Origin of the sequence: Mesorhizobium loti (assembly GCA_014189435.1) — a bacterium.
GTDB lineage: Bacteria > Pseudomonadota > Alphaproteobacteria > Rhizobiales > Rhizobiaceae > Mesorhizobium > Mesorhizobium loti_G.
In genome coordinates this window covers 2,139,663-2,161,923 of record CP050293.1, presented here as the reverse complement: position 1 = coordinate 2,161,923, position 22,261 = coordinate 2,139,663, and the positions used below count along the sequence as shown (strand labels likewise).

The window sequence follows — 22,261 nt, the reverse complement described above, 5'->3', positions numbered from 1 at the left end:
GGGGCTGGAAACGGGGCGAGTTTCCGACACCGAAAGGTCGTGGTCCGTTCAACTCGTTCCTCCGCCGAGAGGGACTACGGGAGACGCCTTTTATGGATGCCGTCATCAAGAAACTCATGCCCCAGTCAGCCTATATGGAGAAGCCGGTTACCGACCGGCCGAGCGAAGCCGAAGTCGAGGCCGCCGTGCGCACGCTTTTGCGCTGGACAGGCGACAATCCGGACCGCGAAGGGCTGATCGACACGCCAAAGCGGGTGGCCAAGGCCTACCGCGAAATGTTCGGCGGCTACGACATGTGCCCCGCCGAGGAGCTTGGCCGCACCTTCGAGGAGGTCGCCGGCTACGATGACCTGGTCATCGTCAAGGACATCACCTTCCATTCGCATTGCGAGCACCACATGGTGCCGATCATCGGCAAGGCGCATGTCGGCTATCTGCCGGATGGCAAGGTTGTCGGCCTATCCAAGATTGCGCGCGTGGTCGATATCTTCGCCCACCGCCTGCAGACTCAGGAGGCCCTGACGGCTCAGATCGCCGGCGTCATCCAGGACGTGCTCAATCCGCGCGGCGTCGCCGTCATGATCGAGGCCGAGCACATGTGCATGGCCATGCGCGGCATCCGCAAACAGGGTTCCACTACGCTGACCTCGACCTTCACCGGTGTCTTCAAGGACACGCCCGAAGAGCAGGTTCGTTTCGTAACCATGGTGCGCGGCGGCGGGGCGTAAGCCCCCAGCCGACGTCGCTAGATCAAGGACCGGCGATGTCGGCACTGGAATTTCCAAAAGCTCCTTCTGACAAGAAGGCTCTCGAAGAAGGCGCGGTGTTTTCACCGCGCTTCGACGCTGCCGGGCTGGTCACGGTCGTCGTCACCGACGCCGCGGACGGCATGCTGTTGATGGTTGCGCACATGAATGCGCAGGCGCTGGCGCTGACACTGGAGACAGGCATCGCCCACTACTGGTCTCGCTCGCGCAACGCGCTGTGGAAGAAGGGCGAAACATCGGGCAATTTCCAGCATGTCGTCGAGATGCGCACCGATTGCGATCAGGATGCTTTGTGGCTGCACGTCAAAGTGTTGGGCCACGACGCAACCTGTCACACCGGCCGGCGTTCATGCTTTTATCGGACGGTGGGGCTGGTCGATGGCAAGGGGACGCTTGCCGACGACGGCAGCAAACCGCTGTTCGATGCGGAAACGACGTATCGGAAGCCTTTGTGAACCATTTAACATTCACAAACCACTCATATTCACTATTCTCAAACGTACTTCCTGTAGAAAGGGAGTGGGACAAGGGAGATTATGATGCTCGAGTGGGCGTCATTGCGTAACAGACCAGATGTCAGGGAGGCCAACGGCCTGTCCTCGTCAGGCGGCGCGTCCGAAACGAACCCTCCCAAGAAAACAGGTATTTCGCTCGCCTTGGGCGGCGGCTGCGCTCGCGGCTGGGCGCATATCGGCGTGCTGCGCGCGCTGGATGAAGCCGGCATCGAAGTGTCGATGATCGCCGGCACCTCGATCGGCGCGCTGGTCGGCGGTTGCTACCTTGCCGGCAAACTGGACGAGCTCGAAGAATTCGCCCGCAGCCTGACCAAGCGACGCATCTTCGGCCTGCTCGATCTCAATTTGCGCGGCAGCGGCCTGTTCGGCGGCATGAAGCTCGACGCCCGGCTGCGCGAGCACATGGCCGGCATTCGTTTCGAGGACCTGGCCAAGCCGTTCGTCGCAGTCACCTCCGAAATCCGCACCGGCCACGAGATCTGGCTGTCGAGCGGCTCGCTGATCACAGCCATGCGCGCTTCCTACGCGCTGCCAGGCGTGTTCGAGCCGGTGAATTGCAACGGCCGCGTGCTGGTCGACGGTGCCCTGGTCAACCCGGTGCCGGTTTCGGTCTGCCGCGCTTACGAGCAGCCGCTCGTCGTGGCGGTCAATCTTCACTACGACCTGTTCGGCCGCGCCGCGGTGATAAAACACAGCGCCGGCGAGCTGGTTATCGAAAAGGACGCGCCAAGGCCCGGCCAGGTCGACGCTGAGCGCCAGTCGCATCAGACCAGGCTCGGCATCACCGGCGTCATGGTCGAGGCCTTCAACATCATCCAGGACCGCATTTCGCGCGCCAGGCTTGCCGGCGATCCGCCCGACATGTCGCTGCAGCCGAAGCTCAGTCATATCGGCCTGACCGAGTTCCACCGCGCCGACGAGGCGATCAACCTCGGCTATCAGGCAACGATGGCCCAGATCGGCGAGCTGACCCGGCTGCAGTCCGTTCTCGCCTGACGCATCTCTCCCAATCCATGGAAACAAAAAGTTGAAGCGCGTCGACTGAACTCGACGCGCTTCAAGCACCGGCGACCGAGGACAGATCAGCGGGCAGCTTCCGCAGAAGCGGCGGCGTCCTGAGCTATCCCCGGATTCTGCTTAAGCATCAGAGCCAGCACCGAACCGAGGAAAACGGCGGCGGCGGCGAACAATCCTGCCATACGCAATCCGTTGACGATATCCGATGCGGCAGCGGCCTCGCCGCCCAAACCGACATTGGCCACGACGAGAACAGCGGCAAGACCCAAGGCCGCGCCGATCTGCAAGGAGGTCGACCCCAGCGCCGACGCGACCCCCTGTTCGTTGGCGGCAACTCCGGAAGCGGCGGCTACGAAAAGCGTCGTAAAGGCGATACCACCACCGAAACCGTAGATGAGGATCCCAGGCAGCACGGCCCAATACGAACCGCCTGGCGACAGCGCAAGAGCGATCGCCACCAGCCCGATCCCATAGATGAGCATGCCGGCGAACATGGTGGCGCGAGTCCCCCATTTGGTGAGCAGCAGCGCGGCGCCCTTGCCGCCACCGATCATCGCCAGCACACCAAGCGGAACGAATGCCAGGCCGGCGGCCAGCGCATTGTAGCCGAGCAGGTTCTGAAAATAGGTCGTGAGGATGTAGTAACCCGAACTCAGCGCCATGTGATGAAAGAAACTCACCCCCATGGCCGTGACGAGGCTGCGATTGGCAAACAGCCGCAGTGGCGCGAGCGGATCGCGCACGCGTCTCTCGATGAGAATGAACGCACAAAGCAGCAGCACGCCAATCACAAGCGATCCAGAGCTGCGAACCGTATTCCAGCCCACCTCGGGCCCGCTGGCCAGACCGAACACCAGCAATGTCGCGGCTGCCGTGACAACCAGCGCACCCGGCAGATCAAAACTCCGCCGCTGGCCTCTGCCCACCGGATCGGGTGCCAGAAGAGCCGGTGCAGCGATAAGAGCGGCGCCCAAAGCCAATGGAACGGTGAAGAAGAAGACCGCTTGCCAACCCCAGCCATTGGTGAGGACACCTCCGATGATCGCACCGGCCGCCAGGCCACCACTTCCCGTGGCGCCCCAGACCGCCAGCGCCCGATTGCGTTCGGCACCTTCCGCGAAGCTCGTGTTGATCAGCGCCAGCGTTGCGGGAAACAGAAGCGCCCCACCCAAGCCCTGAACGGCCCGAGCGATCACCAGCGTGAGAGCGTCAGGTGCAAATCCGCCGGCAAAGGACGAGACGCCATAGAGCACGAGCGCCAGCATGAACATGCGCCGTGGGCCGAGCCGATCGGCCGCCCGACCGCCGAGCAACAAGAAGCCGCCGAAAGCCACGGCGTAGGCGCTTACCACCCATTGCAGCGACTGCGGCGTAAAGCCGACATCCCGGCCGATATCCGGCAGCGCGACATAGACGATGTTGTAGTCGATCGCGATTATGAACTGCGCGAATGCCAGCAGCGCGAGCCTGAGCCCGGACCAGCGTGGTGCTCCCGTATCGATTTGATTCAACGATTTCTGCATTTGCATCTTCCCAGTTATGGATTCCGCAGCCTGCTCTTCGACAGCGAGGCCCGCATGCGGCTACCCTGGAGGCGCAGCGCCTGTTTCGGAATTGGCATTTTTGACAAAGATTGTGCTAAACTTGCCATCCAAAGATAACGACACCGGGAGTGCCGCGAATGGCTGCCAAATCTATCCACGTGGTGATCTGGCTGCCGTCCGATTTCTATTCGGCGGTTGTCTCGACGCTGGTCGAAATGTTTCAGCTCGTGAATGACGTCTGCGGTTCACAGGTTCTTTCCTGTGAGTTCGTTTCCAGGGCGCCGCCCGCAATTTCGACGGCTGGAATTTCTTTCCCTGCGAAGACGCAACCGTCCCGAAAAATGGATGTGTTGATCCTCATCGCGATGCCGGGTGTCGAGATTCCCGAACTTCTGCGCTCGCTTGACCAGGAGAGCGAGTACTCAAAACCGCTGATCGCGCTCGCACAACAACAGGATGCAATCATCGCGGCACATTGCGGTGCATGTTATCTGCTCGCCGATACAGGCCTGCTGGACGGCAAGCGCGCGACGATATCCTGGTGGCTGAAATCCCACGTAAGCAGCCGATTTCCGCAAGTTCAATGGGACTCGTCGCGCATGCTTGTTCGCGACGGTCGCCTATACACCTGCGGCGGCGGATTTTCAGGACTGGAACTCGCCAAGGCCTTGCTGATCGATCTGGGTTTCTCGAAGGAGGAGCGGATCGTCCGAAAGCTCTTGGTTCTCCCGCCTTCGCGTAAATTTCAGAGCCCCTACGAATTCCCACTCGAAGAACTGCCGAAAGAGACCAATCCGCTGGAGACCAAACTGCGTGAACTCACGGAAAACAAAATACGGGAAATCGATTTGAGCTCTCTCGCGGCGGGACTTGGCATGTCTGCGAGAACGCTGTCTCGCAGATTTGCCGGTGACCTCAAGACCACGCCGGGAAAATGGATCCAGGAAAGACGGCTTGAATTGGCAAGGTCGCTGCTTGAGGGAACGAAGCTAAGCATCTCGGAGATCTGCTATCGGGTGGGCTACCAGGATGTCGCTTCGTTCAGCCGCACTTTTTCCAAGACGACCGGAATGGCGCCGGGCGAATTTCGAAAGCAGATACGATCATAGATCGCCCAAGGCGGCTTTGCCGCGCAAGCTACGGTTCGGTCCCACAAGAACCTCACGCCCGCGCCGCATCGGTGATGCGAAATTGCACCGTGCGGTTGCCGTTCCAGTAATTGCCCGACAGCGAACCGGCGACGTGGATCGTCTTGCCCCGGTTCTTGAACAGGAATTCGCCAAGGGCGGTGTCTACGGCGCGAAAGGCGATCGCCTGGATGCGGCCGCCGCTTTCCGATTGCAGCTCGACACGGATGTGGTTGGTGCCGACCGGCCTGGCGTCCGCCAACCGATGACGCGGCAGCGCGAAAACGGGTGCTGCGTGCCCGGCACCGAACGGTCCAGCCTTTTCCAGCGCGTCGAGCAGACCGAGTGTGGCGCCTTCGGCGGCAAGCGCGCCGTCGATCGCCAGGCTTTCCTCGCCTTGCAGCCGGAACACATCGGCCGCCGCCCGCTCTTCGAAAAACGCCCTGAGCTCGCCAAGCTTCGCCCGCTCCACGGTGATGCCCGCCGCCATGCCATGGCCGCCGCCCTTGACGATCAGCCCGGCATCGGCCGCCTCGCGCACCAGCCGGCCGAGGTCGAAACCCGACACCGAACGGCCCGAGCCGGTGCCGATGCCCACAGCGTTGAAGGCGATGGCGAAGGCCGGCCGCCGCGCATGATCCTTCAGCCGCGAGGCGAGCAGGCCGACAATGCCCGGATGCCAGCTGTTGCTGGCGGTGACGACGATCGCCGGGCCATTGCCGCCGGCAAGCTCTGCATCGGCCTCGGCGCGCGCTGCCGCGAGCATCTCCTGCTCCATCAGCTGCCGTTCCTGGTTGAGCCGGTCGAGCGTCTCGGCAATGGTGCGCGCTTCGACCGGATCGTCGGTCGCCAGCAGCCGGCTGCCAAGTGCGGCATCGCCGATGCGCCCGCCGGCATTGATGCGCGGGCCGATCAGATAGGCCAGATGGAAAGTGCTGATCGGCTCGCCGATCCGCGACACTCGTGCCAGTGCCGCCAGCCCTTCGTTCTTCTGCTGGCGCGCCATCTGCAGCCCCTTGACCACGAAGGCGCGGTTGACGCCGGTCAGCGGAACCACGTCACAGACGGTGGCCAATGCCACGATATCGAGCAGCGAAAGCAGGTCCGGCGGTGCGGCATCGGGCATGCGGGCACGCAGGATCTTGGCCGTCTGCACAAGGGCGAGGAAGACCACGCCGGCGGCACAGAGATGGCCCTGCCCTGAAAGGTCGTCGTCGCGGTTGGGATTGACGACGGCAATTGCCGCCGGCAAGGCACCGCCGACCTGGTGGTGGTCGAGCACCACGACATCGGCCCCGGCCTCGTTGGCGGCATCGATGGAAACGGCGCTGTTGGTACCGCAATCGACAGTGACGATCAGTGTCGCGCCACGCGAAACAAGTTCGCGCATGGCGTCGGGGTTGGGTCCATAGCCCTCGAAAATACGATCCGGGATGTAGATTTCCGACGGCACCGAGAAATGCGTGAGGAACCGCTTCAGCAAGGCGGACGAGGCGGCGCCGTCGACATCATAGTCACCGAAGATCGCCACCTTTTCCCTGGCCATCACCGCGGCGGCGATGCGCGCCGCCGCCCTGTCCATGTCGGTCAGCGATGCCGGATCCGGCAGAAGGTCGCGGATCGTCGGGTCGAGAAACCGCTCGGTCTGCTCGGCGGTGACGCCGCGACCGGCAAGCACCCGCGCGACGATGTCGGGCACGCCATGGCCTTGCGCGATGGCGAGCGCGATCATGTCCTGCCGCTCGGTCAGCCGGTGCTCCCAGGAGACCCCGGTAGCCGACTGCCTGACATCGAGGAAGAGGCGTTTTTCGCCGGTCATACGCTTTGCCAACTCATGATTGGCCGCACGATAGTGCATGTCGCCCAAAAGTGTGCAGCGGTTTTGGGACAACGACATACATAAAAGCGCGCCGCGTGAACGCGATGCGCTTTAGGCCAAAGGCAGGCAAAGCCAAGCGGTTCACGGGTGCGCCGTCGCGGATGATGTCAAGAAAACTACGCTTTCCGCTTTTCAGCCTGGCGCCGAAGCCATTCGTCGGCCGCATCGCCCATCGTCTTGTCCGCACCGTCCTTGAGCCAGGCCATGAAAGGCCGGTCGAACCTGAACGCATCGCCGCATTCCCGGGTGAGAAAGCGGCGCACGTTCTGGGTGTTGCGATAGGACTTCGTGATCGCGGTGGCGCGCGAAATCGGATCCGCGTGCCAGTCGAACGGTTTCATCGTCAAATCCTTGCAGCCAGCATCGGATGCGCCCGAATGGCTAACAATTGCAAGGTGGCTTCGCAAGCGAGCGTCAGAACTTATCCAGGTCCTGATGCCTGGCCTTGATCTCGCGCACCGTCCGCGACGACGAGCGCAGCACGATCGTGTGGGTGGTGATGTAATTGCGGCCGAACTTGACGCCAGCCAGCATGTTGCCGTCGGTGACACCGGTGGCCGCGAACAGCACGTCGCCGCGCGCCATGTCCTCGGTCCGATAGACCCGTTTCGGATTGGAAATACCCATCTTTGCAGCACGTGCGACCTTTTCCGGCGTATCGAGGATCAGCCGGCCCTGCATCTGGCCGCCGGTGCAGCGCAGCGCGGCCGCCGCCAGCACGCCCTCGGGTGCGCCGCCAGTGCCGAGATAGATGTCGATGCCGGTTTCTTCCGGATCCGTGGTGTGGATGACGCCGGCGACATCGCCGTCGCCGATCAGCCGGATCGCAGCGCCCGTGGCGCGTACGGCATCGATCAGCTTGGCATGACGTGGCCGGTCGAGGATGCAGGTGGTGATATCCGATATGGCGACGCCCTTGGCCCGGGCGAGATTGGCGAGGTTTTCTGCCGGCGAGGCATCGATGTCGATGACGCCGTCCGCATAGCCCGGACCGATGGCGATCTTGTCCATATAGACATCGGGCGCGAACAGCAGGCTGCCCTTTTCGGCGATCGCGATGACGGCGAGCGCATTGGGCAGGTTCTTGGCGCAGATCGTCGTGCCTTCGAGCGGATCGAGTGCGATATCGACGGCCGGACCTTTGCCCGAGCCGACCTCCTCGCCGATATAGAGCATCGGTGCCTCGTCGCGCTCGCCCTCGCCGATCACCACCGTGCCCTTGATGGCAAGCCGGTTGAGTTCCTGGCGCATGGCATCCACGGCGACCTGGTCGGCGGCCTTTTCGTCGCCGCGCCCGCGCAGCCTGGCGGCCGCGACGGCGGCCCGTTCGGTGACGCGCACCAGTTCCATGGTGAGTATCCGGTCAAGACCGGCGACGATGTTCTGGGCCACATTCATCTGGTGATTTCCTCGTTGGCAATGCGGCCTCCCGCCGGAGGCGGGCCTGTTTTGTCAAACGAGCATGACAACGGCAAGACCCACCGAAAGTTTTATCGAATAGCCAGCAATATCAATCGATTAAACCGCATTTTGAAACGACGCCGGCCCGGTCAAAAGGAACCGGGCCGGCTTGGAAAAATGAAAATCGGCGCCCTTCGCGGCCTAGAAAACCGCGAGGTATTTGAGCAGCGAAATGATGCCGATGATGATCACGATGATCTGGGCGATCTGCCTCATGCGGGCATCGAGCGGCAGACGCTGAACCAGATAGAGAACGAGGATGATGACGAGGAATGTGATCAGGATGCTGATCAACGCGGATGAAGCCATGGTGCCCTCCTTAAAATAATGTGCTGAAAACAGGGAAATGGGCCGGAGAAACCGGCCCTATCGCGCCGTGGTCAATACCAGCGGCGCGACGTATCGTTCGTCGACTGGCCAATGGCGAAACCGGCCAGAAAGCCGAGCAGGCCGATCACGGCGACCACGGCTGTCGTCGTACCTGGATTTTCGCGCGCGACTTCCGAAACAGCATGGGCCTGGCTGCGCAGCTGTTGGGCGGTTCGCGACGCACGGGTAGCCGCCGTGTCGTAGAAATCGGAAGCCTGTTCGCTGGCGTCATCGAGCATTTCCGCGCCCCGCGCCGAAATGCTCTTGTTGATCTTGGTGATCTCCTTGCGCAGTTCGGCAATCTGCTTTTCCAGCGTCTTCTGGATATCGTCGATATCAGGAGTGTCGGATTTGTTGGTGTCGGCCATGAAGCGGCTCCCTCTGGTTGCTGACCAAGAGAACGGCGGCGGCGCGAATTCGTTCCGGCCGGAAGCGGCTGTTTGCCGTCAGGCCGGACCTCTATGCCCGTGGGTTTCTTGTCCCACGCGGGCTATCGGGCGGGAAAACTACCCTGCCCGCTCGATGCGGATGACCTGCGGCTTGTCGGTCAGATGGCCGTCCTTGGTGATGCCGTCGACGGCCTTGCGCACGGCGGCCTCGGTCGTCTCGTGGGTGACGAGGATCACTGTCTTCTGTGCTGCCGCCTCGCCGTTGACCGCGTGCTGGACGATCGATTCCAGCGAAATGTCGTTGTCGGCCATACGCTTGGCGATTGCCGCAAACACGCCGATGCGGTCATGCACGGTCAGCCGGATGAAGTAGCCGCCGGCATGGCTGCGCATCTGCGCCTTCTTGTACGGTTTCAGCTCCTTCGCCGGCCGGCCGAAAACCGGACCGTGCTGGAAGCCGGGCCGGCTCTTGGCGATGTCGGCGATGTCGCCGATGACGGCCGAGGCGGTGGCGTTGCCGCCCGCACCGGGGCCGGACAGCAGCAGCTCGCCCAAAATGTCGGTCTCGATCGCCACCGCATTGGTGACGCCATGCACCTGCGCGATGACCGAGGCGGTCGGCACCATGGTCGGGTGCACGCGCTGCTCGATGCCGCTCTCGGTGCGCTGGGCGACACCAAGCAGCTTGATCCGGTAGCCAAGATCGCCGGCCGCGCGGATGTCGGCCTGGGTGATGTTGGAAATGCCTTCCATGTAGATGTCGTTGGCGGCGATCCTGGTGCCGAAGGCAAGGCTGGTCAGGATCGACAGCTTGTGCGCGGTGTCCTGGCCCTCGATGTCGAACGTCGGATCGGCCTCGGCATAACCCAGCCGCTGCGCGTCCTTCAGGCAGGCGTCGAACGAGATGCCCTCGGCCTCCATGCGGGTCAGGATATAGTTGCAGGTGCCGTTGAGGATGCCGAACACACGGGTGACCGAATTGCCGGCCATCGCCTCGCGCATCGTCTTGATGACCGGGATGCCGCCCGCCACAGCCGCCTCGTAATTGAGCAGCACGCCCTTCTTCTCGGCGATCTCGGCCAGCGCCACGCCATGCTTGGCCAGCAGCGCCTTGTTGGCCGTGACGACGTGACGGCCGGCTTCGAGTGCCGCCTTCACCGATGCGCGCGCCGGCCCCTCGTCGCCGCCGATCAGTTCGACGAATACGTCGATTTCGGCGGTCTGGGCCATCTTGATCGGATCGTCGAACCACTTTGCCGAGCTGACATCGACGCCGCGATCACGCTTCTGGTCGCGCGCCGACACAGCGGTGACGATGACGTCGCGACCGCACTGGCGGGTCAGCTCCGCCGCCTTGTCGCGCAGCACGCGCGCCACCGACGCGCCAACCGTGCCGAGGCCGGCAATTCCAACACGCAATGCTTCAGCCATGTCCGGCGACGTCCCTCAAGTCAGATCAAATTGCGTGCGGCAAACTTACCGGTGAGCGGAAAGCGGAACCACATTGTTGGGTTGCTTGGCGCTGGTCGCCAGGAAGCGCTTGATGTTGCGCGCCGCCTGCCGTATCCGATGCTCGTTCTCGACCAGCGCAATGCGCACGTGATCGTCGCCATGTTCGCCAAAGCCGACACCGGGCGCCACCGCGACGTCGGCATGTTCGATGAGCAGCTTGGAGAATTCGAGCGAGCCGAGATGCCGGAACGGCTCCGGGATCGGCGCCCAGGCGAACATCGACGCCGCCGGTGCCGGAATGGTCCAGCCGGCGCGGCCGAAGGCATCGACCATCACGTCGCGGCGCTTGTGATAGATGTCACGGACCTCGGCGATGTCGGCGCCGTCGCCGTTGAGCGCGTGTGCCGCCGCCACCTGGATCGGCGTGAAGGCGCCGTAATCGAGGTAGGATTTCACTCGGGTCAGGGCCGAGATCAGCCGCTCGTTGCCGACGGCAAAGCCCATGCGCCAGCCCGGCATCGAGAAGGTCTTCGACATCGAGGTGAACTCGACGCAGACGTCGATCGCGCCCGGCACCTGCAGCACCGAGGGCGGCGGATTGCCGTCGAAATAGATCTCCGAATAGGCAAGGTCGGACAGGATGATGATGTCGTTCTTCTTGGCGAAGGCGACCACGTCCTTGTAGAAATCGAGCGAAGCGACCAGCGCCGTCGGGTTCGACGGATAGTTGAGGATCAGCGCCAGCGGCTTCGGGATCGAATGCTTGACGCCGCGCTCGAGCGCCGGAATGAAGCCGTCGTCCGGCTCCACCTGCAGCGAGCGGATGACGCCGCCCGACATGATGAAGCCGAAGGCATGGATCGGATAGGTCGGATTCGGGCACAGGATCACGTCGCCAGGCGCCGTGATTGCCTGCGCCATATTGGCGAAGCCTTCCTTGGAGCCAAGCGTGGCCACCACTTGCGTATCGGGATTGAGCTTCACGCCGAAGCGGCGGGCATAGTAAGCGGCCTGGGCACGGCGCAGGCCCGGAATGCCGCGCGACGAGGAATAGCGATGCGTGCGCGGATCGCGCACGACCTCGCACAACTTGTCGACGATGGCCTTGGGCGTCGGCAGGTCCGGATTGCCCATGCCGAGGTCGATAATGTCGGCGCCGCGCGAACGGGCGCTGGCCTTGAGCCGGTTGACCTGCTCGAAGACGTAAGGCGGAAGCCGGCGGACCTTGTGAAATTCTTCCATGGCAGTTCCAGACAGCAAAGGGGTATTGGGCGCGCGCTATATACTTATTTGCAGGTAGGGTCGAGGGCGGGGTCGCATTTGGCTTCGATCTGCTTCAGCGTTTCGTCGCCATGCTTCTTGGCGAGATCCGTGAGCGCCGCCTGGTTGGCGACCTTCGGACCGCCGCCTTTGGCCGCCTGCGCATTCTCGTCCGCCTTCAATTGCGCCAGCTTGGCGTTCTTCTCGGCTTCCGTGAACTGCGCCGCCGCCACTTGCGGCTTGATGTTGAGGTTCGGAAAGGTGCCGGTATCCTTCGGACCGGTGTCCGCAGCAACGGACGTCGGGCCGTTTGTGTTGGTGCTTGAGCACCCGGCAATCCCCATGAGCACAACGGCCGCGCCGATGCGGCAAAAACGTCCAGCGCTGAAAAAAACAGTCTCGCCAATATTAATCGTCATATTGTTTCCTTGGCAGCCGAGGTAGAGCGAGATTGGACCCGGTCGGATGTCCCATGTTAATATGTCAAGAAAAGGCCTCGGGAGGAACCCCGCCAACCATGTCCAAAACACCCGATTCGGGCAAAGCGGAAGATGACGAGCCTTCGACCGTCGAGCAATATCTGGTGAAGGACCCGGAACGCTTCGCCCTGAACATGGCGCGCATGATCGAGCAGGCCGGCAAGGCCGCTTCCGCCTGGGCCGAGCCGCGCGAAAAAGGCGACGTGCGCGATCACGTCGCCGAGCCGGTTGTCGACATGGTGAAGACCTTTTCCAAGCTCAGCGAATACTGGCTTTCCGATCCGCAGCGCGCGCTGGAAGCGCAGACGCGGTTGTTCTCCGGCTACATGACGGTCTGGGCCAACGCCATTCAGCGCACCAGCAACGCCGCGGAAGAAACCGAAGACGCCGTCAAGCCGGAGCGCGGCGACAAGCGCTTCCTCGACCCCGAATGGGGCCGCAACGCCTTCTTCGATTTTCTCAAGCAGGCCTATCTCGTCACCTCGCGCTGGGCGGCCGATCTGGTCGAGCACGCCGAAGGTCTGGACGAGCACACCCGCCACAAGGCCGGCTTCTACGTCAAGCAGGTGTCCAACGCCATCTCGCCGTCGAATTTCATCCTCACCAATCCGGAACTGTTTCGCGAAACCGTCGCCTCGAATGGCGAGAACCTGGTGCGCGGCATGAAGATGCTGGCCGAGGACATCGCCGCCGGCAAAGGCGACCTGAAGCTGCGCCAGGCCGACTATTCACCCTTCGAGATCGGCAGGAACATCGCCACCACCCCCGGCAAGGTGGTTGGGCGCAGCGATGTCGCCGAGATCATCCAGTATGACCCGGCGACCGAGACGGTGCTCAAGCGGCCGCTGCTGATCTGCCCGCCATGGATCAACAAGTTCTACATCCTCGATCTGAACCCGCAGAAATCCTTCATCCGCTGGGCGATCGAACAGGGCCACACCGTGTTCGTCATCTCCTGGATCAACCCGGACGAGCGCCACGGCGCCAAGGGCTGGGAGGCCTATATCCGCGAAGGCCTGCAATATGGCCTCGACACGGTCGAGAAGGCCACTGGCGAACGCGAGGTCAACGCCATCGGCTATTGCGTCGGCGGTACGCTTTTGGCGGCCGCGCTGGCACTGATGGCGCGCGAGGGCGACGACCGCATCAAGTCGGCGACCTTCTTCACCACCCAGGTCGACTTCACCTATGCCGGCGATCTGAAAGTGTTCGTCGACGAAGAGCAGGTCGCGGCGGTGGAAAAGTCGATGAGCGAAAAGGGCTATCTCGACGGCACCAAGATGGCGACCGCCTTCAACATGCTGCGCTCGGGCGACCTGATCTGGCCCTATGTCGTCAACAACTACATGCGCGGCAAGGATCCCCTGCCCTTCGACCTGCTCTACTGGAACGCCGATTCGACCCGCATGGGCGCGGCCAATCACTCTTTCTACCTGCGCAACTGCTATCTCGAGAACAACCTCTCGCAAGGCATGATGGAACTGGCGGGCCACACGGTTTCGCTCGGCGACATAACCATCCCGGTCTACAACCTCGCCTCCAAGGAAGATCACATCGCGCCGGCGCTTTCGGTGTTCCTCGGCTCGAAATATTTCGGCGGCAAGGTCGACTACGTGATGGCAGGATCGGGCCATATCGCCGGTGTCGTCAATCCGCCGGCATCCAACAAATACCAATACTGGACCGGAGGAACGCCAACGGGCGACTTCGGCCAATGGGTGGCCAAGGCCACCGATCATCCAGGATCCTGGTGGCCGCACTGGCAGAGCTGGATAGAGGCTAAGGACAACACCCGCGTGCCTGCCCGCAAACCCGGCAAGCATATGAAAACCTTGGGCGATGCTCCCGGTACCTATGTGAAGGTGCGTGTGTAACGGACTGTAATGTCTGGTGAGTTGACGGGCCGTCAAAAGCGGGCGAAATGGTGTCGTCAACCATCGAGCAGCCGTAATTCGGCAATCACTGCAAAAATACTTCCAGGCTTGCGGATTTGACACAGGTCTCGTTTCCGGATCGGAGACAACGGTCACCTTGGCAGCGGCGTATGCGTGCCGCACCAGGATATGCCGACCGGACATCGAGGGGGAATTTGACTTTGAAATCAGCAGGATGGAGCCTCGCAAAGGGAGAACGCCGCGCCATTGTGGCAGCGCTCTGTTCCTTGCTTCTGGCCTCCTGCACCTCGGCTGGCGACCCGACAATGTCGGTCGGAATGCCCGGCTACAATGCCACCGCATCGGACATAAGTACTGCCTCCAGCGGCAAGGCGACCGTCACTTCCGATTCGACCGAGCAGACGACCGTGATGACGGCAAGCGATACGGCGCTGCCCGAGAAGGTCGCCTATGTGCCGATGGCCAATCCCGCGGCCGCCTTTCCGCTGACCACTCCGGCCGGCGCCGAAACGATCGTCGGCACCACGCCGCAGTCGCTGACGCAGCAGGCGCAGACGGCGCAGCAGAACGACGCGGTTGCCCAACAGATCGCTGCCGCAGATGCCGGCGTAAACGCGCCCAAGCCAGCCGCCGCCCCAGCCATGAACAATCCGGTCTATGTGACGGCTGGCGAGATGCCCCAGGCCGAAGCACCAAAGAAAAAGGGCTTCCTGGCCTCGATGTTTGGCGCAACGCCCGCCTCGGCGACACCAGCCCCCCTCATCAACAACGCCCGGTCGAGCGAACAGCCCGCGGAGCAAGCCAAACCGGCGACGGCAGCGGCAAAGCCGATCATCACGCTCGCTTCGGCCGATTCCACGGCAAAACCGGTGCAACTGGCTTCGCTCGGCGACGAGAGCGGCCATATCACTGGTAGCGACGCCCTGCCCGGCGTGCGCCAGACAGCCCTGTTCGAAATCAAGCGCAAGTCCGGCCTCGACGACGAAAGCGACGTCGACCTCAACGAGGATGAGGGGCCGGTCGGCGGCTCCTATCAGGTTGCGTCCGCCGCCGGCATGGCCCGCCTGGCGCCCAACGGGCTGCTCAAGCAGAACGAGAGCGTCGATGTGGCCTGCCTGAAGCCGTCGCTGGTGCGCGTGCTGAAGACGATCGAAGGCCACTACGGCCGCAAGATGACGGTGACATCAGGCTATCGCGACCCGGCCCGCAACCGCCGCGCCAACGGCGCCAAGAATTCGCTACACATGTATTGCGCCGCCGCCGACATCCAGGTGCCCGGCGTTTCGAAATGGGAGCTGGCAAGCTACATCAGGACCATGCCCGGCCGCGGCGGCGTCGGCACCTATTGCCACACCGAATCCGTGCACGTCGATGTCGGCCCCGAGCGCGACTGGAACTGGCGCTGCCGCCGGCGCAGCGGTGGCGACGGCTAATTCTTCGGCGCAGACGATCTGGGGTCTGTTGGCAGGCAAGTTATTCTGGCGGACCATCTCTGACGTTCGGGTCCTATGGACCGTCGCAGACGTTTGGGATTGGCCGAAGCCTCCCGACTTCGTCATCGCTGGGCGAAGCAGGAGCGAAGCTCCGTCGCGGAGACCCTGGGATCCATGCCGCGACCTTGGCCGAAGAATGCGGCGGAACAGAATTCTGGACCGTGGTGACGCGTCGGAGTCGCGGCATGTATCCCTTGGGCTGCGGAGCAGCTCCAGGGGTCCGCGCCGCGTCGCTGCGCTCCTTGCTCCGCCCGTGGATGACGAAACGATGGTGTCGCCGCTAATCATCAAAGCCTGCCAACCCTCGCGAAATCGCTGATTTGGCAGGCCCGGAAAAAAGTTGTCCAACGTGGCACCTGACGGGTTGCCGGTTGCGCACAACGCCAGTATAAGCCGCTTCGTCTGAGCGCGCCCATCGTCTAGCGGTTAGGACACCGCCCTTTCACGGCGGTAACAGGGGTTCGATTCCCCTTGGGCGTACCAGATATTTCACACGCAACTTGCAATTGGACATGCCCCGGCCGGTTGGCGCTACCGCGAGGACGGCATTGCGTGTGAGAGCCAATGCTGAAACGGGAGTCCGCCGTTAGGGCGGCCTCCCTCAGCGCTTCAACTCGGCGTCCGCCAAGACGACGTCAAAAGCCAGTTATGATCCAAGGATTCGAGTCGTATCCAAGGCGCGGCTCTGCCTTTGCGCCGCTATCTTCCGGTTTGGCAGTTCCGGTAAAACTGCAGTCCAGATTTGGAACGGGCTTCTTGGTTGACGGCTTGGCTGAACACAAGGCGGCGGCGTCACTGACCGCCACCTTCTTCTCCTTGGCAACCGCAACACCAGTCGCTGCGAACACGACAGCCGCGCAAAATATAGCCACTCTCATTGGAACCCCCACAATGCACACTCCGAGAAATGCCCGGACATGACGTAACGTCATCTTTATATTAGCATTAACGAATATATAAGATAGCCCTATGCCATCGAAAGCCGGCCGGCGTGCCAGGCTTGCGTCACGTGACCGCCAAAAGCGGCGCCGATCTGGACACCAGCCGGCATGAGTCGCATTCTGCTCATGGGAGACGGGCGTGGATAAACTAAACATAGGAGCTGATCAGGCTAAACGCTGGCGAGACCGAGCCCTGCGCGGTCGCCGGAGGCGTCTATCGCACAACGTCGTGTCGTGGGCGCTGATCCTGACAGCGATAATCATTCTCTGTGGTCTGATCGCGCTCAAGGCGTACAAATAAGCAGAACCCCAGCGCGCGGTCTCGTCGATCGCTATCCTGCCAGAGCCTAGCCGCCGACCAGCGGCACGGTAACGGTTGTCGCGTAGTTGATGGGGAAAGCGCTGAAGTAAGGGAAGTCGATGACGAACGCATAGGTGGCGGTCAGATGCGCCATGCGGAAGCCGCCGCTCGCCGGGTCGATGGCGATCGTGACGTTCACGTCCTTAAACCCCAAGGCCTGCAATTTCTGCGTGGCGATCGATTGGATGTCGGCCTGGGTCAGCGTGTTCTTAAGCTGCAACGAGCGCGAGGACGTCTCCAGCGTATAACGAACACTGGAGACCGAGTGCATCGACCAGCCGAAGGCGAAGATCCCGAACAGCAGCATGACGAGGAAAGGCGCGATCAGCGCGAACTCCAGCCCGGCCCCGCCCGATCGATCCCACCTGAACGCGCTTCCCCTAGCGGACACGGATCATCTCCTGGTGACCGATCGTGGTGGAAGCAGCAAAGGCGCCGAAGGCAATGGGCGGCACCCAGGTGGCCGACGCCTGTATCTGGACATAGATCGACGGCACCTTCGGCCCACTGCACATGGTGGAAGCGTCGACCACGGTCGTCCCGCACATGCGGATCCGGCCTAGCGTGACCTGGCCGTCCTCCGGCCGATTTTCCCAGCTGGCAATGGCAACGGCCTGGATCGCCGCATCATCGGTCGATCCGCTCATGACCAGGTTCGCGGCGGTCTTCACACCGGCACGCATGGACAGCGAACTCGTTACGTAGGACCAGCCGTCCAGAATGCCAAGCAGCACAAGGCACAGGATGGGCAGCACCATCGCGAACTCGACCGCCGCAACGCCCGCATCATCGCCAAGGATCGGCCTCGCTCGGCGTTCCACGGCTACTCTGCCAGTGCCACGGACCGCGCGGCTGGAATGTTGGGCACTCCAAGGCTCGAGCAATCCTGATTGATGGTTGAGTTGCCGGACCATTGGATCGTATTGGCGACGACCCGGGTGCAGCCGCCATTGCCCGAGAAGTTGCCAAGGTAGTTCACTTGCTGCTTGGGGAAGTAGATGGCTCCGGTCAGCAGCGAGTCCGCTGTGCCGTTGAATGTGCTGGATGCGCTGGTACCGGTCCTGTCGCCGTAGAAGAGAACGCCTGAATAGCTGCCCGAAGTCGGCGCGCTGAGCTGCACGGAGGCATTGCCATTCATGCTGACTGTCGAACTGCCCGACATGAAGATGGTCACCCCGCTGCCGGTGATGGCCGCGTTGGCGTTTATCTTGAAGCTGCCTTGGACAACATAGACGCCAGGCGAAAGCGAGACATTGCCCTTTAGGTTCATGCCGCTGCAATAGGTGCCTGGACTGAGCGTTGCCTTGTTGTCGTTCAGGCAGGGGGTCGAGGGCGTCGGAGCCGGCAGGTCGACAAATGGATCGGCGGCAGGCAGCGCCTGGGTGATCGGGACCGCGCAGACGGTCGTAACGGGATTGCTGAGGGAGACACCGCCCGCCGATAGCAGACAATCGGCCTGGAGGCCCGCCGAGCCCTGAAGCTTGATGGCGTCCGAGGCGATCGAGTTTGACATCACGGAGCAGCCGATGAGCTTCACGCTGGTGCTGCCGGAAAACAGCGCCGCCTGCGAAGCGGATGGATCGAGCGCGAGCATGCAGGCGCTCGAGGCGTCGGTGATGAGCGCCACCGCCCTCGCCTGTTCGGGAACCTGGGCCTGCGTGAAGATCAAGGTGAACATCCGGTCGAGCTTCTGGCCGACGATCACCTCGACCGCTTTCTTCGCCGTGTTCGGTCCGGACGCCGGCGGCGTATTGACGACGATCGTGCCCGAGCCCAGCCCATTCGACGCTGCCGACTGGGTCGCGGCCGCGATGATCGTCGGCTTGTCTGAACCCGAGACCTGTTCAAGCGCGCCGGCATAGGCGGCGGCATCGGCCGTCGCCTGCAATCTCAGGCTGTTGTAGTACCAATAGGAGGTCTCGACACCGAAGCCGGCGGCGCCGACGACGATCGGCAAGGTCAAGGCGAAGATGGTGGCAACATTTGCGCCCGTGCTCCGGCGCATACCGTCCGTTGTGAGCCGAATTCGGGTTAAGCAATTGAAGGCCATGACCTAGATTAGAAAGCACGCATGTATGAACGAATGGCTAAAAAGTTTCGTTCATTTTTGATCAGTGATCTATTGGCTTCCAAAAGAAGGGTTCATTGGCTGATCGACGGACATTGAAGGCAGAAAGACGACCAAAAAAGCACGCATCCCGCGTGGACGGTTGCCAGCAATAGTTTATCGTTTGCTAACAATGCAGTTGCAGAAATGGCGTCAAGTGACCCGCTGTGGGGCAGAGTCGCCACCCGCTCGCAACAAGATTTGATGCGCGGCAACCGAACCAGCTCCGCCGGGTAGCGTGCCGGCGAATGACTCGTGTCCTCCCCCTACCAGTCCACCCTGAACCCGACATTGCCGCCATAGGTCTGCACCCGGTCGGCGAACTTGCCGTCGAAGGTGGCGAACACCGATGTGTTGCTGCCCCAGTTCAGCTTGACGCCAGCGTTGACGGCGACGGCGTCTTCCGCCGCCGCAGCACCCTGGACGACGAAGGCGTAGCCAGGGGCTGCCTGGAAGCCTGGTTCGACCGAGCGGTCCGGCTTGAACTCATGCAGCCAGGCCGCGCGCCCCCAGGCCTGCAGGGTCGTGGTCTCGCCGACAGCCACCGTCGTGTCGAGCTGCAGGCCGAGCGAGACCGGCAACGAGATCACTGTGCGATGCTCGAAGTCCAGCCCGAGCGCACCGTCACTCGGCGACTTTTCCGAGAAACCCTGCATCGCCAGCGCTTGGAACTGCAGCCCGGCGAACGGCGTGATGGCGCCTGCCCCGACCGGCTGCCGCCAGCCGGCCTCGATTGTGGTGCCGAAGCCGGCGCTCATGAAATCGCCGGTCCAGTGTTCCCTAGATATCGCCGGCACCGGGTTGAGCGGATCGGGCGCGCCGGGAACCGAGGTGAAGCGGTCGGTGGTGTTGGAGTAGAGGTCCATCGCCAGCGAACCGTTGATGTAGAACTGTCCCCATTTGCGCGCGCCATAGGCGCCGGCATGACCGCCGATGACGTTGCCGGAGGTTTCGCGGTCCGGCAAGGCAAAGGATGACGCGACACCGCCGAGCGCGAAACCCATCAGGATGTCGGGATCGCCCTGCGAGTCGAGGCCGGCGGCAAAGTTGCCGGACTTGTAGCCGAGGCCCGCACTGCCGACGACGGGATCGCCGGAAACGACGCCCGAATTGCCGCCGGCCGTCGCCCAGTAATTCCAGCGTCGCTCATCCGGCGCCTTCGCCATGGCATTGAAGGGATTGGCTTTGCCCGGCGCTTCCGCATAGGCCGTCTCCGGCACCGCCACCGACTGGGTCATCGGATCTGTTGCCATGCCCATGCGCCAGGCATCCGACTGCCGGTTCATCGCAGTCAGGAAGGTGCCGTTGGCGTCGAACTCCGGTTGCTGGAAGCCGCTGACGCCCTCGCCCGAGATGGTGTCGTAGACCGCGCCAAGCTGGTCGAGCGTCGGGATGTAGAAGATCGCGCTGGCGATCTTGGTGAAGTTCGGCGACGTCAGGTCGGTCTGGATCGCATTGATCGCCGAACCCACCGCCGTCTGGTTCTCGGTCAGGCCGGTGCGGGCGAAACTGATGTCGACATTGAGGACGATGTCCTCGGGATTGGGATATTTCAGCGAATACTGCGCCACCGCGCTCGGTACGGCATTCAGCTTCAAACCCTTGTCGGTCACGCCGCCAAGCGCATGCAGGATGATGTAGTCCTCGTTGCCTGGCGAGGCCGCACCTGGCTCCATGATGTTGATGTTGACGAAACCATTGACGTCGGCCGTTCCCGTCACATCGATCCGGTCGGCCTCGGGGTCGAGATCGAGGTCGAGCAGATAGACGCCGGTGGCCGCTTGCGACCAGCTGCCGTTGACCTCGGTGGTCATCACGCGGTCGAGCCCGCCGGGTGCCGCCAAGCCGTCATTGTTGAGCTGACCGGTCAGGCCGAGATCGACCGTGTCGCCCATCAGATAGAGGGCAGTGGCCTTGTTGTTGAAGGTGTTGAGGCCGCTGCCAAGCCCGACCGACCCGACTGTTGCGAAGTAATTGTCGAACGTGTCGTTGCCGCCGCCGCCGCGCATCGCATAGCCGTCGATCAGCTGCACCGAACGGACGAGACCATTGTTGGTCAACACATTGTTGTTGCCGTCCTTGAAATTGACGCCCGCACCCCCGCCAGAGCCGCCGGTGATCTTCACGCCGGTGGCGATGGTCACCTTGATATCGCCATTGCTGGTGCCGCCGGCGCTCTGCTCCATCAGCGCGAAGGAATTCTTGCCGGTCACGTCGAGGTCCGCCGTCTGCGTGAACTCGATGCCGCCGCCGGTGCCGCTGCCGCCGGCCGAGCCGGAAAAGCCCTGCGGGGTCGAGTTCGCGTTCATCCTCAGGCCGAGCAAGTCACCGGTATGGCCGCCGACGCCGCCGCCGCCGCCGATGCTCTGTCCGAACACGCCGACCGAATTGTCGCCGGTGATCACCATGGCGACATTGCTGTTGATGGTGACCTTGCCGCCATTGCCGCTGCCGCCGTTGACGGCCTCGATGATGCCGTCGGTACCGGCCGTCACCACGCCGCCGCCGCCGCCGACCGATTGCGCGAAGATGCCGACCGAACCGTCGCCCGTCAGCGTGATGTGGCCGGTGTTGGTGACGGTGACGTCACCGCCCGTGCCGGTCGCGCCGGTGTCGCCGCCGATGAACACCGGTGGCCCGATCGTCGCCGCGATCGCGGTTCCGCCTGTGCCGCCGCCACCGCCGACCGACTGCGCGAAGATCGCCACCGAATTGTCGCCGTCGAGCTGCATGGCGCCGTTGTTGATGACGGTGACAATGCCGCCGTCGCCGCCGGCCGCGCCCTTGCCGCCAAGCGCGATGGAGAGGCCGGCCGCGCCGGCGGCCACCGAATAGGCCGCGCCGCCATTGCCGCCGCCGCCGCCGACCGACTGCGCCATGATGCCGGTCGAGCCGAAGCCCTGCGTGTGGATGATGCCGTCGCTGAAATTGGTGACGTTGACGTCGCCGCCCTTGCCGTTGGCGCCACCGGCGCCGCCGATACCGAAGGTGAAGGCGCCCGGGCTGAGAGCCGCGGAAACGCTCATGGCGCCATTACCGCCACCGCCGCCGATCGATTCGGCAAAGATCGCCACCGACGCATCTTCAATCGTGGTGATGCGGCCATGGTTGTTGACGGTGACGACGCCGCCGTCGCCCGAACTGCCGCCATTGCCACCAACGCCGATCGCGACCGGCACGATGCTGGCGGCGAACGCGCCGCCGC

The 22,261-nt window shown here is 62.9% G+C and carries 18 protein-coding genes and 1 tRNA gene; 7 read left to right on the top strand and 12 right to left on the bottom strand.

Annotated features, from left to right (window positions below; genetic code table 11):
- Window positions 1-92 precede the first annotated feature (92 nt).
- The 3 genes from folE to HB777_10380 all read left to right on the top strand — a co-directional run bounded on the left by folE (window position 93) and on the right by HB777_10380 (window position 2,278).
- Window positions 93-728, top strand: a complete 636-nt coding sequence (folE, locus tag HB777_10390) for a GTP cyclohydrolase I FolE (GenBank protein QND64276.1) — start codon at window positions 93-95, stop codon at window positions 726-728.
- A 35-nt stretch (window positions 729-763) separates the two neighbouring features.
- Window positions 764-1,222 (top strand): phosphoribosyl-AMP cyclohydrolase, encoded by a 459-nt coding sequence (hisI, locus tag HB777_10385; GenBank protein ID QND64275.1) that lies wholly within the window; start codon window positions 764-766, stop codon window positions 1,220-1,222.
- Window positions 1,223-1,306: 84 nt separating this feature from the next.
- A complete protein-coding gene (locus HB777_10380) occupies window positions 1,307-2,278 on the top strand; it encodes a patatin family protein (protein QND64274.1) in 972 nt (323 codons plus the stop codon).
- Between the two features lie 86 nt (window positions 2,279-2,364).
- On the opposite strand, the gene HB777_10375 is transcribed toward HB777_10380, so the two are convergent.
- Window positions 2,365-3,822 (bottom strand): MFS transporter, encoded by a 1,458-nt coding sequence (locus HB777_10375; GenBank protein QND64273.1) that lies wholly within the window; start codon window positions 3,820-3,822, stop codon window positions 2,365-2,367.
- 158 nt (window positions 3,823-3,980) lie between these two features.
- On the opposite strand from HB777_10375, the gene HB777_10370 reads away from it, so the two are divergent.
- Window positions 3,981-4,952: a helix-turn-helix domain-containing protein gene (locus HB777_10370; GenBank protein QND64272.1), complete on the top strand. Its 972-nt coding sequence runs from the start codon at window positions 3,981-3,983 to the stop codon at window positions 4,950-4,952.
- Window positions 4,953-5,004: 52 nt separating this feature from the next.
- Here HB777_10370 and recJ read toward each other — a convergent pair whose 3' ends face one another.
- From recJ to HB777_10330, 8 genes are all read right to left on the bottom strand, one after another.
- Window positions 5,005-6,789, bottom strand: coding sequence for a single-stranded-DNA-specific exonuclease RecJ (gene recJ, locus HB777_10365; protein ID QND64271.1), 1,785 nt, complete (start codon window positions 6,787-6,789; stop codon window positions 5,005-5,007).
- A 176-nt stretch (window positions 6,790-6,965) separates the two neighbouring features.
- Window positions 6,966-7,190 carry a hypothetical protein gene (locus tag HB777_10360; protein ID QND64270.1) on the bottom strand — a complete coding sequence of 75 codons (225 nt, stop codon included), beginning with the start codon at window positions 7,188-7,190 and terminating at the stop codon, window positions 6,966-6,968.
- A 73-nt stretch (window positions 7,191-7,263) separates the two neighbouring features.
- Window positions 7,264-8,247 carry a class II fructose-bisphosphatase gene (glpX, locus tag HB777_10355; protein ID QND64269.1) on the bottom strand — a complete coding sequence of 328 codons (984 nt, stop codon included), beginning with the start codon at window positions 8,245-8,247 and terminating at the stop codon, window positions 7,264-7,266.
- 204 nt (window positions 8,248-8,451) lie between these two features.
- Window positions 8,452-8,619, bottom strand: a complete 168-nt coding sequence (locus tag HB777_10350; GenBank protein QND64268.1) for a hypothetical protein — start codon at window positions 8,617-8,619, stop codon at window positions 8,452-8,454.
- Window positions 8,620-8,690: 71 nt separating this feature from the next.
- The gene (locus tag HB777_10345) at window positions 8,691-9,047 is read right to left on the bottom strand and encodes a hypothetical protein (GenBank protein QND64267.1); all 357 of its coding nucleotides are present in this window, start codon (window positions 9,045-9,047) and stop codon (window positions 8,691-8,693) included.
- Between the two features lie 138 nt (window positions 9,048-9,185).
- The gene (locus tag HB777_10340; GenBank protein QND64266.1) at window positions 9,186-10,499 is read right to left on the bottom strand and encodes a homoserine dehydrogenase; all 1,314 of its coding nucleotides are present in this window, start codon (window positions 10,497-10,499) and stop codon (window positions 9,186-9,188) included.
- Window positions 10,500-10,544: 45 nt separating this feature from the next.
- Window positions 10,545-11,762, bottom strand: a complete 1,218-nt coding sequence (locus tag HB777_10335) for an LL-diaminopimelate aminotransferase (protein ID QND64265.1) — start codon at window positions 11,760-11,762, stop codon at window positions 10,545-10,547.
- Window positions 11,763-11,806: 44 nt separating this feature from the next.
- Complete coding sequence (locus HB777_10330; protein QND64264.1) at window positions 11,807-12,310, bottom strand: hypothetical protein; 504 nt, start codon at window positions 12,308-12,310, stop codon at window positions 11,807-11,809.
- On the opposite strand from HB777_10330, the gene phaC reads away from it, so the two are divergent.
- The 3 genes from phaC to HB777_10315 all read left to right on the top strand — a co-directional run bounded on the left by phaC (window position 12,298) and on the right by HB777_10315 (window position 16,130).
- A complete protein-coding gene (gene phaC, locus HB777_10325) occupies window positions 12,298-14,133 on the top strand; it encodes a class I poly(R)-hydroxyalkanoic acid synthase (protein QND64263.1) in 1,836 nt (611 codons plus the stop codon). The two genes, HB777_10330 and phaC, sit on opposite strands and share 13 nt — an antisense overlap.
- A gap of 215 nt (window positions 14,134-14,348) precedes the next feature.
- A complete protein-coding gene (locus tag HB777_10320; GenBank protein QND64262.1) occupies window positions 14,349-15,587 on the top strand; it encodes a YcbK family protein in 1,239 nt (412 codons plus the stop codon).
- A 468-nt stretch (window positions 15,588-16,055) separates the two neighbouring features.
- Window positions 16,056-16,130, top strand: a tRNA-Glu gene (locus HB777_10315).
- 805 nt (window positions 16,131-16,935) lie between these two features.
- On the opposite strand, the gene HB777_10310 is transcribed toward HB777_10315, so the two are convergent.
- From HB777_10310 to HB777_10300, 3 genes are read right to left on the bottom strand one after another with little or no spacing between them, the layout of a single operon-like run.
- Entirely contained in the window at window positions 16,936-17,340 is a 405-nt protein-coding gene (locus HB777_10310) for a pilus assembly protein (protein QND64261.1), read from the bottom strand.
- A complete protein-coding gene (locus HB777_10305) occupies window positions 17,330-17,770 on the bottom strand; it encodes a pilus assembly protein (protein QND64260.1) in 441 nt (146 codons plus the stop codon). Before HB777_10305 ends, HB777_10310 begins: the two co-directional genes overlap by 11 nt.
- Before the next feature lie 2 nt (window positions 17,771-17,772).
- Complete coding sequence (locus tag HB777_10300; GenBank protein QND64259.1) at window positions 17,773-18,999, bottom strand: hypothetical protein; 1,227 nt, start codon at window positions 18,997-18,999, stop codon at window positions 17,773-17,775.
- Window positions 19,000-22,261 lie beyond the last annotated feature (3,262 nt).

Excerpts from the sequence above, each read along its gene's own strand:
- folE (QND64276.1), top strand. The coding sequence starts at position 93 with ATGGATGCCGTCATCAAGAAACTCATGCCCCAGTCAGCCTATATGGAG.
- hisI (QND64275.1), top strand. The coding sequence starts at position 764 with ATGTCGGCACTGGAATTTCCAAAAGCTCCTTCTGACAAGAAGGCTCTC.
- HB777_10380 (QND64274.1), top strand. The coding sequence starts at position 1,307 with ATGCTCGAGTGGGCGTCATTGCGTAACAGACCAGATGTCAGGGAGGCC.
- HB777_10375 (QND64273.1), bottom strand. The coding sequence starts at position 3,822 with ATGCAGAAATCGTTGAATCAAATCGATACGGGAGCACCACGCTGGTCC.
- HB777_10370 (QND64272.1), top strand. The coding sequence starts at position 3,981 with ATGGCTGCCAAATCTATCCACGTGGTGATCTGGCTGCCGTCCGATTTC.
- recJ (QND64271.1), bottom strand. The coding sequence starts at position 6,789 with ATGACCGGCGAAAAACGCCTCTTCCTCGATGTCAGGCAGTCGGCTACC.
- HB777_10360 (QND64270.1), bottom strand. The coding sequence starts at position 7,190 with ATGAAACCGTTCGACTGGCACGCGGATCCGATTTCGCGCGCCACCGCG.
- glpX (QND64269.1), bottom strand. The coding sequence starts at position 8,247 with ATGAATGTGGCCCAGAACATCGTCGCCGGTCTTGACCGGATACTCACC.
- HB777_10350 (QND64268.1), bottom strand. The coding sequence starts at position 8,619 with ATGGCTTCATCCGCGTTGATCAGCATCCTGATCACATTCCTCGTCATC.
- HB777_10345 (QND64267.1), bottom strand. The coding sequence starts at position 9,047 with ATGGCCGACACCAACAAATCCGACACTCCTGATATCGACGATATCCAG.
- HB777_10340 (QND64266.1), bottom strand. The coding sequence starts at position 10,499 with ATGGCTGAAGCATTGCGTGTTGGAATTGCCGGCCTCGGCACGGTTGGC.
- HB777_10335 (QND64265.1), bottom strand. The coding sequence starts at position 11,762 with ATGGAAGAATTTCACAAGGTCCGCCGGCTTCCGCCTTACGTCTTCGAG.
- phaC (QND64263.1), top strand. The coding sequence starts at position 12,298 with ATGTCCAAAACACCCGATTCGGGCAAAGCGGAAGATGACGAGCCTTCG.
- HB777_10300 (QND64259.1), bottom strand. The coding sequence starts at position 18,999 with ATGGCCTTCAATTGCTTAACCCGAATTCGGCTCACAACGGACGGTATG.